Origin of the sequence: Shewanella sp. P1-14-1 (assembly GCF_001401775.1) — a bacterium.
Classification (GTDB): Bacteria; Pseudomonadota; Gammaproteobacteria; order Enterobacterales; family Shewanellaceae; genus Shewanella; species Shewanella japonica.
The window spans coordinates 134,081-150,812 of record NZ_LKTL01000010.1 but is presented as its reverse complement, the minus strand read 5'-3'; the positions used below and the strand labels follow the sequence as shown (position 1 = coordinate 150,812).

Genomic DNA, 16,732 nt, shown 5'->3' with positions numbered 1-16,732 from the left:
TTCCTTATTCGGGGTGAGTGTTATTGTTGTAAAAACTGATGCAGTTCTGCATCGTTTATGATTTTAGTGGTTAACTCATCAATGAGTTTGTTCATGTCTAATTCAAGAGTGGCAAAGTCAGGGCTAAATGGGCCTTTTAACATGCCTCTTGCATTGTAAATCTTAGTGAATTCTTGGTTCTCGTTTTTTGCGACAACATTGATAGTTAGTGCTGTTTTTGCTTCAAAACCGAATGTTGACTCAGTGACATCTGTAAGTAGATAGTCTAATTGGAATTGTGCGGTGTGGCTGGCCGCTGGGTCGACTTGATAACCAGCGTTTCTCATTGCCTTTTTAAATACGTCATCAAGCTGTTGCCTAATAGGTTCACTTGGGCTGACTAATTTTGCAGCTTCGCCTTCTTTGTTAAATCTCACAATAAAGTTAGCTTTACGAACGTCAATGGTGCTGACTGCAACAGAATCAAAGCGATCAATTTTATACTCTGATACAGGCACATTGGGGTTTAGTGCAATATGAGTGGGGGTATGACTGGCGCAAGCGGTTAAAAATAGGGCGGAGCAAAGCACTAATGACAATGATTTCATAACTAAAAATAATAAAAAATGGTGGGCTCAGAATAACAGATTTTAAGCACCAATCCAGCCTAATTAGTACAGTTAATTAGCGTAACCTGATATCCATATTGAGGATTTGAGCTGTAAGAATCTTATTCGCAAATTCACGCTATTTGACTTCAACTGTTAATTTGTTCACGTTAGAGTAATTAGTGCGCAAGCGTAATAAACCACATACAGAGATAACACACGGAATAAGTATGTCAATGAATCACTTACAACTTGCACCTGACAAGCTAATGAATGCTGAAGGACAACCTATATTTGGTCATTTTGATGGTGCGGTATCAGATCTAAGCATTAAACAGTTTCACTATTTCAATGAAATGGATAAGCCTTGCTCTTGGTGGGCAAAGTACTTTGATTATAAGCAGTTTCAATTTATCAATATCACCACGCCTAGGTATATCATTGGTGTTGCTATAGCTGATATCCGCTATGTTGGTAGTAGTTTTTGTTATTTGTATGATATTGAAAAAAACCGCTTAACTGAAACTCAAGCCTTAAAGCCACTGTCATGGGGAATGTCGGTTTCGCGCTCTCCTTTGCAAGGAAAAGCCCGTATTAAGCACAAGCAAGGTCCTATTGTTTTTTCCATCAAAGAAGGCGTATGGCAACTCAGTATTCAAACTGACGATATTCAGGCCGAGTTAACGTTAGAGCCGCCTGTGCTGAGTTTACCTATGAGCTTATGTACCCCAACGGGGTATAACGGCTGGACGTACACCCAAAAACACAATGGCTTAAAAGTTAAAGGCAGCTTAACCATTAAGCATGAGCCACAGCCTTTACAATACGCACTTGGCGGCTATGATTTCTCTGCGGGGTATATGCGCCGTGAAACGAGCTGGCGCTGGGCGTCAATCAATGCGCAGGTTGAGCACGGTGTGCTTGGACTTAATCTTGCTGCTGGCGTAAATGAAACAGGTGCAACGGAAAATGTGCTTTGGATAAATGGCGAGCGACATTTATTACCTGCGGTTAAGTTTGATTTTAATCGACATGTAAGTGACGATTATTGGCAACTTAGCACTGCTGATAACCAAGTGGATTTGACCTTTAGGGCGTTAAATTGTCGTAGTGAAAAACGCAACTTTGGCTTTTTGAAAAGTAACTTCAGGCAGTACATTGGTTATTTTAGTGGCCATATTATTGATAATAATAACCGTAAACATGTTTTACGAAATCAGCTTGGGCTGACAGAAGATCATTTTGCTAAATGGTAGGCCTTGTTTAATAACGACATGCACGGTTCTGAAACTAATATCAAGAAACTAACATCAAGAAACTAACATCAAGAAATTAACATCAAGAAACTAACATCAAGAAACTAACATTAAAAAATAAGTTCAAAATAATAATAACTAGGATGGACATTCAATGGATTTGAATTCAATTATCGATCACCCCGAAGCACTACTTTTAGTGCTTGCGCCTGTGTTCTTTATTTGCATTTTATTGGAGTGGTTTTTAGGGGATTTACGCCACAAATTACCGCTTTCTGCTCGTTATCAAAAAGCGGAGGTCTGGTGTAATGTTTGTTTAGCTGGCATGCATCAATTGACTGACATTCTTGCTGGCCTGTTAATCGCGAAAGTGTATTTATACTTTTTTGGTTGGAAGTTATTTGATATTGAAATGGGGGTACTCAGTTTCCTCTTATTGATGGTGTTACAAGACTTCTTTTATTACTGGTTTCATCGTGCAAGTCATCGGATCCGTTGGATGTGGGCCGCACATGTGGTGCATCACAGCTCTGAAAATATGAATTTTAGTACAGCCTTCAGGCAGAGCTTAATGTATCCATTGGCTGGAATGTGGTTATTCTGGCTACCCTTGATAGTGATTGGTTTTGAACCTAATTGGGTGGTGTTTGTGGTGTTACTGAACTTAGGGTTACAGTTTTTTGTGCACACCCAAGCGGTGAAGACGCTTGGACCAATTGAGTGGATTTTTAACACGCCTTCCCATCACAGAGTTCACCATGGTCAAAACCCAGAGTATATCGATAAGAACTATGCTGGGGTGTTGATCATATGGGATAAGTTATTTGGTACCTTTGAGCCTGAAAAAGCGACGGTTATTTATGGGATTACAAAACCGGTAAATAGCATGAATCCGATAGTGGTTAGCTTTGCTGAATGGCGAGATATGTTCAAAGATGTCAGTCAGCCTGACTTATCGATTAAGCAGCGCTTGTCGGTGTTATTCTCGCCGCCACAACAAGAAACGTCTACAAAGAAGTAAGCACATTAGCTGCTAATTCTTGTCGCTAGATACTCTTTCAATGATATGCGCTTATGCACTTCTTAGATTGGGGATTTGGGTGATTGTGGCAACTGAAGCTTTATTGATGAGGTTAGGGGCGAGATAGGAAATGGCCTAACCTACATTATTGATACCTGAAAGGGAGTGGATACCAATAAAGTAGGTTGAGCCAAATAAAAAAGGGCTCTTTGGGTACAGCCCCAGCTTAAATTATCTTTAGCTAATTCATTAGCCTGCATTAATTGAACCGCTGAGCAATGAGTAGTTAATCGGCGACTCATCAACACGAGGACAAATGTTTTTTACGATAGAGATAATGTCTTGCTAAACTGATTAAACTCGACCTTGTCTACGATTGCGCCTTTATGCTGAATAACAAATGCTGCCGATTTAGAGGCGAGGTTAATGGCATCTAATACTGCAATACCATTCATTCTTGCCCCTAAATACACACCGTTAAACGAGTCACCAGCAGAGGTGGTATCCACCACATTCGTGACAGGTTTTACCTTAAATTCAACTGGCTCAGATTGGTTAAATAATGCAACGACAGATTCAGGGCCATTTTTAATGATGAGCTCGTCAATGCCGAATGGGGCTAAAAAACCTATCATGTCAGCAGCGTTATTTATGGCGTAAAGTTGTTCAAAATCGTCAATACCCGGTAGCAGAGTATCGGCGGCATGAAATGCCAGCTCAAATTGCGCTTTGGCTTCGTTCGGGCTTTGCCATAATCGAGGTCGATAATTTGGATCAAACACGATTTGCACACCGGATGCTTTTAATTGTTTCACCATAGACCAGAAATCATTTCTGGCCTGAGGCTCTACAACAGCTAATGAAATGCCTGAAAAGAAAAACATATCACCAGCAGACAATTGCGCTATTTGCTCAGACTGAATGTGCTGCATAACTTGACGGGCTGCAGCATTTTCACGCCAATAGGTAAAGCTGCGCTCACCATGTTCATCCAACTGTATCGAATATAAACCTGGGATCTTTGTGTCTGATGTAAACACTAAATCCGTACCAATGTTCTCATCTTTAAAATACTGAATCATATTAAGGCTGAATGGGTCTTTACCTACCGCTGTGACCAATTGCACGTTCACATCTGCAAACGTGCGCTTTAGGTAAACAGCCGTGTTAAAAACATCACCAGCGAATGATTGCTTCATGGTGTTTGATGAGGTTGTCATCAACTCAATCATACATTCGCCAAGTAAAAACATGTTTTTCATTTACGGAGCCTTATTCACAAGGATTAAAAAATATTGCTAAGTTATTGAGGCTTTTTGACAGGCTCAATTTTAGGAATCAACACCCAAACAGCAACAATGGCAATAACAGCTAATGACGCGCCAATAACAAACGCTGGTGTGTAGTTACCGTCTGCAGTGAGGTATGGCACTAATGCTGTTAAACCTAATGCACCTAATTTAGCAGCCATGCCAGAGAAACCTGCTAGTGAACCAACGGCTTTTTTACCGAATAAGTCACTAGGTAGCGTTTGCACATTACCAATAGCTGTTTGGAAACCAAATAAGATCACCGCCATAATGATTACCGCAGTTGTTGGGCCACCAGGACTCGCCATGCTAATGAGTGCTGGGAGCATGATTAAACAACCTAAAGTGATCGTCAGTTTACGGGTCTTGTTAATATTCCAACCCGCTTTTATGCGATTTTGCGCTAGCAAACCACCGAACCAAGCTCCCAGCATGGCACCTACATATGGAACCCAACCGTAAATACCGATAGATTTAACATCCATACCGTAAACTTCGTTGAGGTAAATCGGGATCCAGAATACAAATAACCACCAAATAGGATCGATTGCAGCAGAGGCAATGATCACGCCCCAGCTTTGTTTGTGCTTTAACAGTTGACCTGTTGTTGGGTTATATTCTTCTTGGTCGCATTCACCTGAATCGTCAGTTACTTTTTGACCTGTAAGAATATATTCACGTTCTGCTTCGGTGATCCAAGGGTGAGACTTAGGTGGTGCTTTAACCAAGATAATCCATGGAATAAGCCACAATAGACCGACTAGACCGATAACCACAAAAATCATTTGCCAGCTAAAATAAACTGTCATGTAAGCAATGAGTGGAATAGAAATAATACCGCCAATCGCTGCACCAGAATTGAAGATACCTTGTGCTAAGGCACGTTCTTTAGCTGGGAACCAATCAGCGTTACTTTTAGCCGCTCCAGGCCAGTTACCTGCTTCTGCTACACCGAGTATGGCGCGGAAAAAACTGAAACTTAATGCGCCTTGAGCGAATGCATGTAACGCAGTCGCAATCGACCAAACACCAATTGATAGAACAAACCCGAGGCGTGTACCGACCCAGTCAAAAATTTTGCCAAATATGGCTTGACCAAAGGCATAAGATAAAATGAACACAATAGAGATATTGGCGTAAATCTGTTTACGTTCTAGGGCAGACTCATCAGGGAAGATGTCTTCCACAATATCAGGCCACAGTACGCTAAGTGCAGAACGGTCAATGTAGTTAATAATTGTCGCAATGGCGATCAATAAAATTACCCACCAACGAAGGTTGTTGATTTTCATGCTAATCCCTCTACAAAATCTTCTCGAGCAGGACTGAACGTATCAATTAAAATACCGCCAGTTGGGCAGGTTGCCCCATGGTCTGCATGGGGCGGAATGAAACAACTGTCTCCAGCTCTTAGGATTTTAGTGACACCATCGATATTGAAGTGAAATTCCCCTTCAACAACATAAGTCACTTGAGAATGACGATGGGCGTGGTTATAACCAATAGCACCTTTCTCGAACCAAATTTTGACGGCCATTAACTCATGGTTAAAGCCAAGCATTTGGCGTTTAAGACCGCCACCGATATCTTCGATTTCCGTTTCATTGCCAAATGAAAAGTGTTCACTCTGTTTCATTGTTAACTCCTACTGCGAAATTTGTATTAACTGGTATCTAGTGTCAAAACTGTATGTTTTGCCTAGATAAGAAAAGCGCTGGGTTGTGTTGTTATCTTTGTTGTTGTCCAAGCTATTCTTGGTTTGGTGGTTTATGGCAAGTACAAAAGCTGTACTACCTTGATTACTGAGAACGCTAAACCCGACAATGCTGAGATCACCTTGACGTTCATAAGTTAGGGTTTCTAAATTGCTGGTGGCATTAAGGGTGTATTCAGCCGATGGGTTATATTCGCCATGGGGCTCCAATACGCTTACAAAACGATGTTGCTTGCTATTGGTACGTTGAATAAAGCTATGCTCATTACGTAGGTTAAAGTCAGGGTCATTGGCCCCTAGCTGAGTAAATAACACGTCAGTATTGCCATCAACGATACTGCTATGGGTATAAAACAGACCGTTGTCGTTTAACCAAGTGACTTTTGCTACCCCTTTTTTAGGCGTCGCATTCGCTTTAAGCCACAGGTGTTGATAACCCGCTTGCTTACCCAGTGGGGTTAACTTTTCCGTTGCAGCTTGACGAGCAAAGTTACTGTCGATTAGTTGCCCTTGGTAGTGTAATGGCAGGTCATATTGATGTGAGTTGTCGCTATTAACCTCGACGATATCAAACACAAGTGGCGTGTCTTTGTCATCAACTTTGACAGAAACCAATGCCATGGTTCGGCTTATATTGACGTCATCATAAGCGGTATCGATATGAGCAGATGCTAGCGTTAATTTGTCATCATGATGATAGAAGTCGACGATAGGGTGATTTTTATTACCCACTTTTACATCACCTTTAAAATGACTGGTCTCGTCGACAACTAAGGTGTTGTGCGCAACGGTTTGTTTTGCCCATGTCTTATTTTCAGGTAGGTAACGTCCACCGGCTTTGGCTTCAATATTTAAGAATCTAGCAGCGCCATAATCTGAGACAATTTCTTCGCCTGCATCATAAAATTGCCATGTAAGCTTATCAAAATGACCGTGACCTAAGCCTTGAGCTGTTGCTTTGAATACGATTGCCTGATCAGTCGGGGTGTGCTGACGCATTACAATTAATGCACCTTCATCACCATTTTTACCATCAAGGAATTCACGTGAATTAAAAGGATAGTGGCTTGGCTTATTCGCATCGATTGCTTGCGCTAATTTAAGGCCATCTCCAGTGAGTAAGATTCTGTTTTGTTGTTTTGCAATATCAACTAAATCATTATTAGCTGTTAAGCCATAAGCAATGCTGACCGCAATCACAAGTTCAGTGGTATCTATGCCTTTACTCTTAATTGCATCATTTAACGGAAAGAATAAACGGTTGTAGCTTAATTCAACTGTGCTGTAGATAGCTTTGAGTAAAATATTATTGCGGTACTCAAAAATCTTGCGTTCAGGTTGATTTTGCTCGATGGCTTTAGCAAAGGTAACGAAAGGTAGTAAGGCATAGCGTTGATAATATGGCCCTTCATTGTAATAACCATCTGGTGAGAACAACTCATCTAGTTGACGTAAAAAACCGCCTTTGCCTGATTTTTCAAGATCAAGCAGTGCTGTTTCTACTAACTCAGGCTTATCTAACACAAAGCCAGTCATCCCCACAGCAGCAGTCGCCCAAGTACCATGATTATGAACCTTATTGAAGGTATGGGGTGATTGCACTGACAAGAAGTCTGCCACTGGAAGAAGAATGCCAGTTTCAATGGTTTTTCGCTGAGAGTCATCAAGCGAACTTACGATAAAGTCATACGCTTGGATGGTATAAACTAGCCATACCGCTTCATTCAACCCTTGCCAAAATAACTTACCTTCGTTGCGTGACTTACGCTTCGGATGTAAAGGAAGGCTTGGGTATAGTTTGGCATACTCAAGTAACATATCACGCACATAATCAGCGTATTTTTGTTGTTGAGTCAGCTGATACATCATGCCAGCGTCGTACATTTGTTGATAGTTTTTCTTGTGGCGTTCGTGCGTATAACCACCGCCTGCATCGACAGGAACAGGCACCAAAATCGGTTGTGTTAATAAGGTATCAACTTGAGCTTTTTGAGCTTCAAATGCTTGTTTAAATGAACCTGGTTGTTTAATTGCAGCACGCATAGTTAACACATCTTGCTGATTTACAACTAAGTTTGGATGTGTCGATTGTGATGCATGCACTGGTGATAATAAGGCGCTCACAGACACTAACAAAGTGACTGAGAAAGCAAATACACCAGAACGTCGTATGCTTTTTACTAAAGCTGATTGTTTGATTAAGGCTATCGATAAAGAAATCATAATTACTGCGCTTTATTGTTAGTGTGGTTAACCGTGTTATCAGCGATTAATGCAGTGGTTTTACCAATTGCATATAACTCTGTGACTTTAGGCTTGGCTGTATTGGTAAACTGATTGTGAGTGACCTTAGTAATGGGCTCACCAGTGGTGTGTTCAATGTTGACGTACGCACTATCTACAAATTGATTTTTGTTGATGTCAGCAACTTGAGCGCCATGGAGGAACAAACTTGCATGGGTTTTATTGCGTTTGCCATTGCCGACTTGTTTAACGTCGTTATTTTTAAAGCTTAGGTGTGGGCCAAAGGTGCTTTCATCGGTGCCACCTCGATACAACTTCACAATAGCGCCTTCAATTTGGTTGAAGTGATTGTTATTGATAGTCAGATATTCAGCGTTATAAATACCTAAGTCGTCAGTTTCTTTATTGAGTCTAAAAATATCACCGGTAATGAGATTAAAGTTGTTGTTGATTATCTCGATGTTATTTGCAAACGCGCGTGCTCCAGAGTCAAAAAAGTGGAACGAATGGTTAATATTAAGCTGCTCGATATCGCTGTTAAACATACTGAAGCGGTAGTTGGTTAACATGCCCCATTTGCTGGTTCTAACAACGGTGTTGCCTGCAGAGTCTAAGCTGTTGGCACCACTAATTTTTACACTATCAAGCTTTAAGCTACCGCCATTTTGAATTTCAAATAAAGTTGGGCGACTAAAGGTGATCGTGGGCTTTTCTGTTTGCGCTGATTTAATGGTGAGTGTTTTATCAAGTTCAAGAATTTTCTCAACATGATACTGACCTGCTTTTAATAAAATGACATCACCATCTGCTGCTGACTTCACTTGATTAATAAAGGCTTCTGCATTAGCAACAGTATGCGTTTTTCCTGAATCAAATGCGGTTTCTGGCTCTGTTTTTGGGTACCAGTTAACACCTGTTTGCGACTTTAACGTTGGAGAAAGGCTTTTAGGAGCGCCAATGTTGTCATTACCTGACGTTGGGTAAAGTAAGCCATTTTTCTCGCGGATTAATTTAATTTCAGTTGGCTTAATCCCTTGTTCAATCTCGTTATTCGATAGTTCATTAGAGATATTGTTTGAAAATGAAATTCCCGAAATATCGTCAAAAATAGAGAAGGGAGCTTGTTGATTATTATTAACAAATAGATTTTCAGAGACAGAAGAATCTTTTGGTACTGCTGAGCGTTCTTGATCGCTACCTGCAGCTAAATGAATGTGGTCGACATCGATAAAACTATTATGGTGAACGTTAGCATTAACGACTTGGTGATAACGATTAATGGGTGAGTTAGGTACACCATTCATAATCGTAAAGCCGCTTCCGAATCGGTAACCTTTAAGACCTTCTAAATAGTTATTAGTAATGGTTTGGTCACGGTTAATAATACGAATGCCGCCTGTGTGGTCTACGCCATTACCCAAAAACACATTACTGTCGATGAGGTTACCATTGCCATGTCGTAAGGTAAGGGTTCCGCGTGATTCAAAAAATGTATTATTGCTAACTTTATTATTAGCAGACTTAATTGAGATGATTTCTACTTCACCATCACAACGGTCGAAATAGTTATTTTCAACAACCGTAAAAGAATCGCTCATCGAATAATGGCTGGTGCCAATGCGCAATGTTTCTCCGCCATTTGACCCAAGAATCGGTCTTGGACCAAAGTAGTTGTGATCAATTTTATGGTGATTTTCTTGGCTGGCTTCGGTATTTAATCTGACGGCTAATGTCACACCTTTATTGCGCTTTCCAACTAAATGGTTGTGGTCAAAACGGTTGTTTTTGCCATATAAAGACACCCAGTAATCAGACTCATGTCTATCTGGGTTGCTGTAATTATCAATCACGACTTCAGAAACTCGGGAGTTATTTGCGAGATCGTTTTTACTGGTTCTAAATGCAATGACTTCATTGCTTGGGGTGAAACCTGATTTAAAAACTAAGCCAGATACATGTAAATATTCACCTGACATTTTTAAGTTTGATTGACCAGAAAGGATAACTTTCCCTTTAGTCTCTGCCGTTAGTGAAATAGGGGCTTCTTTTGTACCTTGGCCTTTAAACTTAATTTCAAAATCCTGCCAAGTACCGTTAGCAAGAATAATGTTATCTCCAGCGACCAGCTTTTTTACTGTGTCTTTAAATTCATCAGGCGTGCTTACGGTATAGGAAGCGGCTTGAATATAGCTTGAAGAAAACACTAAACTCAGCATAAACGCGGACTTTAACGAAAGTGAGAACAACTTGTCATTGTTTGTTGGGCTGTTTGTCGACTTGCTTTGAAAACTCATAATGACTCTCTTTTTATATTTATTAGCGCTAGGTCGTTTGATTACTTTGTTCAATCTTTACCTTGGAAATAAACTCCTATCTCAATCATCGAGATAGGAGCTGTACGACTAAGTTTTACTTGAGGTTAAAACTTAACTTTTGCACCAAGGAAATACTTAAAGCCTGAGCGAGAATAATCAGCAACTGTGGTGTCATTACCACGTGTTATGATTTTCGGCTCATTGTGCCGCGAAGTCCGCTTACTTTAATGACTTCCATATCAGGGCTGTCATTTTTATTATCTGCTTCTTGTTCTGATACTTGCGCATTTGGCGTTGTGACTTCAACAGCGTCAACTTCATTTTGTGCGAAAGCTGGTGATGCGATAAAGGCTAATAGTGCTGAACTGTAGAGTGCAGATTTTGGCTGAAAATGCCTTCTGCTTAATCTCAGTGCATTACTGATTTTATTGAGTTTCACGTTAATCTCCCCAGATTACATATTGCTTAATCAAAATGTGAACACAATCCTTTAAACACGATCTTTAAATACCACTCTATTTTAAATACAACTTTGTGTCTGAGTAGAAACTAACCAATGGTAAGGTGTTTTGTCAACCACTTTGTGTTACCAATTGTGCAAATTGTTTTTATTTTTGTTATTGCCAATAACAAATTATTAACTAGACTTAAGCTAGTGCGAAAATCGTTCAAGTACAATAAAAATTTCAAATAGGATTTGCGTTGACTTAGTAAATAGATATGATGGTAAGTAATAACTAAATCTAATTGGTTTTAACTATTGAAGGACCAGACATGAAGAATAGGCGTATGTTTTGGCGCATCGTTGAAGAGATTGAAGCGTCTATTGCTAACGGCGAATATGCACCAGGTAGTCGCTTACCGCCAGAAAGAGAGTTAGCTGAAAAGTTTGATGTCAGCAGACCCACCATTCGTGAAGCAATTATTGCACTGGAAGTGCGCGAAAAAATTGAAGTTAAAACAGGCTCGGGCGTGTATGTATTACAATCTGTTGCGACCAATAACCCTGCAAACAAGATTAATGCATTTGAATTAACTCAAGCTCGCGCCTTAGTAGAAGGTGAAATTGCTGCGTTAGCTGCCAATACTATCACTGAAGAAGAATTGGTTGAGTTAAATAAAACATTGATAATGATGGAAAATAAGTCTTATGTCGAAGAGGCTGATGAAATGTTCCATCAAATAATTGCCAATGCGACTCGTAACGGCGCATTGATTAAGTCATTTCAAAACCTATGGGCATTGCGTGCATCAAGCCAAAAAATAATTACTGATTACGACAGTGTTTGTAGTAAAGATAATAAGAAAACACTTGATGAGCATACTTCCATTTATAAAGCGTTAGCTGCAAACGATGCATCAGAAGCACGTTTAGCAATGCATAAGCACTTTAATAGATTAATCAATGTGTTATTCGATACTGTTGAAGCTCAAGCACTTGAAGAAGTCCGTCGTAAGAACAGCGAAAAACGTGATTTATACTCGATTGATAATTTGGTTAACCGATTGGGTTAATTAGTCCCAGGTGAGTAAAAGCGCAGTCGCTTTCACTAACAGATTAAAAGCCTTCTTTAACGAGAAGGCTTTTTATTTTATAAACAGTATTTTATAAACAGTATCTTATTTGTATTGAACTAAGATGATTCTGCCAATATTAGTAAAAAGGCCTCTCGATATGAGAGGCCTTTTTTTCGCTCCAAACGAGGGGGGGATCTGGAGCGCACAACCTGGTTAAACTAATAAAATAGATGTTTTAAACAATTAACATAGGCGTTGTTGAACCAGTTTTTATTCCTTAAAGGCATACTTTTTATGCTTAAAGGCTTGGTTGGTAAAGCTTTAACCGCTGTTTTATCTGCGTTTAAGTTCATTGAATTATATAAATGTTCTAAATTTGTAAACGCTGGAGGCCCTTACAAGTGTGACTTGGAGCACGTTTTAAAACCAATAATATCTTTTAATAAAATCAATTGTCAACCAATTTGTTTTGTGTGTTATTACCAATTAATTATTGTGGTGAATATTGACAGATTACGGGTTGATAGTTCGTTGAGTTTCGCGGCCATTTGATGGAGAGTCATCATTGGTTTGTGCTACTAATGGTTGCTTATGGTTGTTTATGGCTGGTTATGATGTGATGTAATCTAGCGAGGGCGTTAATAGTTAAAACACTAGATTTTATGTCAGCATGAATAAGACAAGCTTTAGCAATTAGTCTATTTCGGCATGTTTACTCTTCACTAATTCGTAGCGAGAAAACTGACATCTCGCTGCGAGAATATCCCATTACCAAATCCATTGGACCTTGTTTTGAACAACTCGAATGCCCATTAAACTTGCCAGTTAGTCTGTTAATCTTGGAAAAGTACCGTGGAAATAGCCATGTTGACGACAGTTAATCGATGAGATTAACTTTCGTCTATTTAGTGGCTTGTAAAATGACAAACTTGCCATTTGATGCAACGGTAGTGCAATTTTTAAAAATACGTTTTAGTTTAATGTGGTAGGACAAATGACGGTTGCCAACAACATGTAAAATACCGCCTGTCGCTAATCGTCTTTTGGCATCAAGAAACATTTGCCAAGCAATATGATCGGTAATTGCTTCTCCTTGGTGAAAAGGCGGATTACATAAGACTAAGTCGGCACTGACGTTTTCATCTAAGTGGGTTAAACAGTCATCCCAATGAAAATGTCCTTGATCATGATTGAGTCCGTTTGCTTCCCAGTTGTACTGACTTGATGCAATAGCCATTTCAGAATCATCTACAAAATGGATATGCGCTTGTGGGTACAGTTGTGCGGCACGTAAACCTAAAATGCCATTTCCACATCCTAAATCGATGATGGTTTTAAAGGCGCCTTCTGGCATATTATCTAGCATAATACGTGCGCCGATATCGAGTTTGTTGGCAGCAAATACATTACTGAAGTTATTGATGGTTAAATTAAACTCTTTAACTGGCCAAGAGACTTCTTTAAGTAATGATCGCTTTATCCCGTCAGCAGTACAGGTAATGATACGTGTTTTTTTCCACGTTAAACTTGCAGAAGCTGGGCCTAAATTTTGTTCAATGAGGCCAAGTAATGATTTATTAATATTCTTTGCTTTAGCACTAATTAGAATTTGAGTTCCCTCAGCTAATACTTGCGATAAACGTTGTAATTGCTGGGTAAAATAAGTCAGATTTTTAGGCAGTTTAACAATGACCAATTTAATGTCATTAGGCAGTTGCTCTCGGCTATTAAGGCGGGTGATGTTCGTTGGTGCCAACTCATTAGCGCTAAGGTTGTACTCTGCGCCAAGTAAACTGGTTTTAGCATCAGTTTCAATCCACAGCGGCCAGGTGTTGTCTAAACGAGTGAGGCCGCATTGAAGTGCGCCGAAATTGTCATTCAAAATAGCTGTATTAGCTGGAATATGTGCGGTTTCAACAAGGTGTTTTATTAAGTGCTCATCTGCGGCATCCCAAGCTTGCAGATTTGACTCTTGCTGCTTAGGGTAGCGAAATAACGCTAATTCAATACCTGCACAAGAAAACTCACTAACCGTCATTATTTTTTACCTAAAGCAACCATCATGAAATAGCCGGCAATTATCGCAGATAAGCTGTCAATGTGCGAGGGTAGAGTGTAAGGCAAGTCTGCAAAGGATGCCGTTGCACTAAATATTTAATGTATTGAAAAATGCGCCATCGATTACAGATGAAACAATATTGCTATTGTAGATCGCTGACAGTAACATCGAACACAAGATTACGTTTTTCTACAAAGGAGTTGTATGAACGGTGCAGGTGGTACATCAGGTGGAATTGGTTCGTTTTTTATCGGCTTAATCATGATGTGTGGCGGCTTTTACATGTTGCTAAAAGCAATAAAAGTTACCAGTTCTTTTGGTTTTAGTCATAGCTTATACAGTGTTGGTGGCATGAATCTAACGAGCGGGATGATTATGATCCCCTTCATGTTTGGTATTGGACTAATGTTTTATAATGCGAAGAATATATTGGGTTGGATCTTAACCTTTGGTTCATTAGTCGGTTTAATATTTGGTGTGATAAGTTCTATTAACTTCCGCTTTAGCCATATGAGTGCATTCGATTTAATTGTGATTCTGGTATTAAGTGTGGGTGGTTTAGGGATCTTTTTGCGATCACTAAAGTCGATTGATACCAATATAAAAGAGTAAGTCGGCGCTCAACTCATTCTTTGTTTAATGTGGTTACTCGTATCCCTGTAACCACTTTTTTGACCTTACAGCCAAACTGACTTCATGCATTAACTTGTTATTGTTATTCCTTCATTTTATTCGTTGTTTGTTGATACTATTGATGCCCTTATGTGTTTATGGGTATTTATTTTGAACTCTACCTCAGCAAGTGACATCACCAACATCAAACCTGAACCCGCCACTCAATATGCCGTTTTTCCTTGGATTATGGGTTTTTTAAAGCCACATAAGCTAAAAGTGGTTGCCGCTATTACTTTTCTTTTTATTGGCTCTTTTGCTTGGTTGTCTCTTGGCCAAGGGGTCAAAATGATGGTCGATGAAGGCTTTGTTGCAGATAATGCTGACCGACTCAACGAGATTGTTTTGTTTATTTTGGGCATCACAGCTATCAGCGGCACAGCGGTATTTTGTCGTTTTTATTTGATGACTTGGCTCGGCGAGCGTGTGATTGCGGATATTCGTCTGAAGGTCTATAACCATTTACTTAATTTATCCCCTGCTTTTTTTGCGGAGCAAAGAACGGGTGAAGTGATCTCTCGTTTTACCGCTGACAGTACCTTATTGCAAAGCGTGGTTGGTAGTAGTTTATCGATGGCATTTCGCTCATCAGTTACGGTTACTGGTGCCTTAGTGATGATGGCAATTACCAGCTTAAAGCTGACTGGCCTTGTACTGCTTGCTGTGCCTTTAGTGTTTGTACCTGTGATATTACTGGGTAAAAAAGTGCGAGAGTACTCGCGTAAGAGCCAAGATAAAGTTGGCGATTTAGGCGCTAATATTGATGAGACCTTGCATGAGATACACACAGTGCAAGCTTATGGTCACGAACAACAAGACCGCAATGTATTTAATCAACAGGTTGAAGCGGTGATGTCTGTTGCTCAAACTCGTATTTTATATCGTTCGATATTAATTTCGTCGGTGATGTTTTTAAGTATTGCTGCAATTGCTGTCGTGCTTTGGGTGGGCGCTCAAGATGTCATGTTGCAAAATATTACCGCTGGAGAACTATCCGCATTTATGTTTTACGCTGTTATGGCGGCGGGCTCTGTGGCCACCATTAGTGAAGTTTTTAGTGAAATACAACGAGCTTCAGGTGCAGCTGAACGACTAATTGAGCTGGTCAATACCCCTATTGATATCCCTGAGGTTAAAGCGCCTAAGTTTTTGCCTGCTGCAATCAATGGCAGTTTGTCACTTGAGTCGTTAAGGTTTGCTTACCCAAGTAGTAATGAAGATGTGATTAAGGGAATTAATCTTGAGATCAAAGCGGGTGAAAGAGTGGCATTAGTTGGTGAGAGTGGCGCAGGTAAAAGCACCTTATTTGAACTATTACTGCGATTTTATCAACCTAAATCAGGCAAAGTGCTTTTAGACGGAGTGGATGTGGCTGAAGTCACTTTACAGCAGCTAAGGGAGCAATATGCCTTAGTGCCGCAAGAGTCAGTTATTTTTGCCACTAATGTCTTTGAAAATGTCCGCTACGGGCGAGCTGATGCAACAAAAGAAGAGGTGATAAACGCCTGTATAACAGCAAAAGCCCATGAGTTCATTCAAGAGTTGTCGGATGGGTATGATACGTATTTAGGGGAACGTGGGGTTAAATTGTCTGGCGGACAAAAGCAGCGTATTGCCATTGCTAGAGCTATTCTTGCTGACAGACCAATCCTATTACTTGATGAAGCCACGAGTGCGCTTGATGCTGTTAGCGAAGTAAAAGTTAAGCAAGGCTTAGATAATTTGATGCAAGGTAGAACGACGTTAATTATTGCCCATCGATTAGCGACAGTGATCAATGCTGATAGGATTATTGTGTTAGAAAAGGGTGAAGTGGTGGCGATTGGTTCACATCAAGAGCTTATGCAATCGAGTGAGACCTATAAAGAGTTTGCTAGTTTGCAGTTACTGACTGACACATCAATATAAGGATTTGGTGAAAGCGCTAGGTTTAAAGAACGAGATATGAGTGACCGGCTATTTCAAACCATGTTTTGAATATTTGTAGGCTAATTACTTAAACCTTGAGTGCTTAAACCTTGGGTATGCATGCCTTG

13 protein-coding genes are annotated in these 16,732 nt (G+C 40.0%); 5 read left to right on the top strand and 8 right to left on the bottom strand.

Features of this window, described 5'->3' with window-relative positions:
* Window positions 1-20: 20 nt before the first annotated feature.
* Window positions 21-587 (bottom strand): YajG family lipoprotein, encoded by a 567-nt coding sequence (locus tag AN944_RS09405; RefSeq protein ID WP_055024348.1) that lies wholly within the window; start codon window positions 585-587, stop codon window positions 21-23.
* A gap of 230 nt (window positions 588-817) precedes the next feature.
* Here AN944_RS09405 and AN944_RS09400 point away from each other — a divergent pair, with 230 nt between their 5' ends.
* Window positions 818-1,843 carry a DUF2804 domain-containing protein gene (locus AN944_RS09400; RefSeq protein ID WP_055024347.1) on the top strand — a complete coding sequence of 342 codons (1,026 nt, stop codon included), beginning with the start codon at window positions 818-820 and terminating at the stop codon, window positions 1,841-1,843.
* A gap of 154 nt (window positions 1,844-1,997) precedes the next feature.
* On the top strand, window positions 1,998-2,864 hold the full coding sequence (locus AN944_RS09395; RefSeq protein WP_055024346.1) for a sterol desaturase family protein: 867 nt from the start codon (window positions 1,998-2,000) through the stop codon (window positions 2,862-2,864).
* A gap of 323 nt (window positions 2,865-3,187) precedes the next feature.
* On the opposite strand, the gene AN944_RS09390 is transcribed toward AN944_RS09395, so the two are convergent.
* The 6 genes from AN944_RS09390 to AN944_RS09365 form a co-directional block, all read right to left on the bottom strand.
* On the bottom strand, window positions 3,188-4,126 hold the full coding sequence (locus tag AN944_RS09390) for a sugar kinase (protein WP_055024345.1): 939 nt from the start codon (window positions 4,124-4,126) through the stop codon (window positions 3,188-3,190).
* A gap of 41 nt (window positions 4,127-4,167) precedes the next feature.
* Window positions 4,168-5,466, bottom strand: a complete 1,299-nt coding sequence (locus AN944_RS09385) for an MFS transporter (RefSeq protein WP_055024344.1) — start codon at window positions 5,464-5,466, stop codon at window positions 4,168-4,170.
* On the bottom strand, window positions 5,463-5,810 hold the full coding sequence (locus AN944_RS09380; RefSeq protein ID WP_055024343.1) for a cupin domain-containing protein: 348 nt from the start codon (window positions 5,808-5,810) through the stop codon (window positions 5,463-5,465). Before AN944_RS09380 ends, AN944_RS09385 begins: the two co-directional genes overlap by 4 nt.
* Before the next feature lie 9 nt (window positions 5,811-5,819).
* On the bottom strand, window positions 5,820-8,111 hold the full coding sequence (locus AN944_RS09375) for a heparinase II/III family protein (protein WP_082419971.1): 2,292 nt from the start codon (window positions 8,109-8,111) through the stop codon (window positions 5,820-5,822).
* Between the two features lie 2 nt (window positions 8,112-8,113).
* A complete protein-coding gene (locus tag AN944_RS09370) occupies window positions 8,114-10,426 on the bottom strand; it encodes a polysaccharide lyase 6 family protein (protein WP_082419970.1) in 2,313 nt (770 codons plus the stop codon).
* A 205-nt stretch (window positions 10,427-10,631) separates the two neighbouring features.
* Window positions 10,632-10,886, bottom strand: coding sequence for a hypothetical protein (locus AN944_RS09365; protein WP_055024342.1), 255 nt, complete (start codon window positions 10,884-10,886; stop codon window positions 10,632-10,634).
* 335 nt (window positions 10,887-11,221) lie between these two features.
* Here AN944_RS09365 and AN944_RS09360 point away from each other — a divergent pair, with 335 nt between their 5' ends.
* Window positions 11,222-11,962 (top strand): FadR/GntR family transcriptional regulator, encoded by a 741-nt coding sequence (locus AN944_RS09360; RefSeq protein WP_055024341.1) that lies wholly within the window; start codon window positions 11,222-11,224, stop codon window positions 11,960-11,962.
* A 904-nt stretch (window positions 11,963-12,866) separates the two neighbouring features.
* On the opposite strand, the gene AN944_RS09350 is transcribed toward AN944_RS09360, so the two are convergent.
* On the bottom strand, window positions 12,867-14,003 hold the full coding sequence (locus AN944_RS09350) for a methyltransferase (protein WP_055024339.1): 1,137 nt from the start codon (window positions 14,001-14,003) through the stop codon (window positions 12,867-12,869).
* Window positions 14,004-14,228: 225 nt separating this feature from the next.
* Here AN944_RS09350 and AN944_RS09345 point away from each other — a divergent pair, with 225 nt between their 5' ends.
* Together AN944_RS09345 and AN944_RS09340 are read left to right on the top strand one after the other, a co-directional pair.
* Window positions 14,229-14,636, top strand: a complete 408-nt coding sequence (locus tag AN944_RS09345; protein WP_055024338.1) for a hypothetical protein — start codon at window positions 14,229-14,231, stop codon at window positions 14,634-14,636.
* A 171-nt stretch (window positions 14,637-14,807) separates the two neighbouring features.
* Window positions 14,808-16,604 (top strand): ABC transporter transmembrane domain-containing protein, encoded by a 1,797-nt coding sequence (locus AN944_RS09340; protein WP_408005079.1) that lies wholly within the window; start codon window positions 14,808-14,810, stop codon window positions 16,602-16,604.
* Window positions 16,605-16,732 lie beyond the last annotated feature (128 nt).

Coding starts and splice junctions, on each gene's coding strand:
- AN944_RS09380 (WP_055024343.1), bottom strand. CDS start 5,810: ATGAAACAGAGTGAACACTTTTCATTTGGCAATGAAACGGAAATCGAA.
- AN944_RS09390 (WP_055024345.1), bottom strand. CDS start 4,126: ATGAAAAACATGTTTTTACTTGGCGAATGTATGATTGAGTTGATGACA.
- AN944_RS09350 (WP_055024339.1), bottom strand. CDS start 14,003: ATGACGGTTAGTGAGTTTTCTTGTGCAGGTATTGAATTAGCGTTATTT.
- AN944_RS09405 (WP_055024348.1), bottom strand. CDS start 587: ATGAAATCATTGTCATTAGTGCTTTGCTCCGCCCTATTTTTAACCGCT.
- AN944_RS09395 (WP_055024346.1), top strand. CDS start 1,998: ATGGATTTGAATTCAATTATCGATCACCCCGAAGCACTACTTTTAGTG.
- AN944_RS09400 (WP_055024347.1), top strand. CDS start 818: ATGTCAATGAATCACTTACAACTTGCACCTGACAAGCTAATGAATGCT.
- AN944_RS09375 (WP_082419971.1), bottom strand. CDS start 8,111: ATGATTTCTTTATCGATAGCCTTAATCAAACAATCAGCTTTAGTAAAA.
- AN944_RS09385 (WP_055024344.1), bottom strand. CDS start 5,466: ATGAAAATCAACAACCTTCGTTGGTGGGTAATTTTATTGATCGCCATT.
- AN944_RS09345 (WP_055024338.1), top strand. CDS start 14,229: ATGAACGGTGCAGGTGGTACATCAGGTGGAATTGGTTCGTTTTTTATC.
- AN944_RS09370 (WP_082419970.1), bottom strand. CDS start 10,426: ATGAGTTTTCAAAGCAAGTCGACAAACAGCCCAACAAACAATGACAAG.
- AN944_RS09360 (WP_055024341.1), top strand. CDS start 11,222: ATGAAGAATAGGCGTATGTTTTGGCGCATCGTTGAAGAGATTGAAGCG.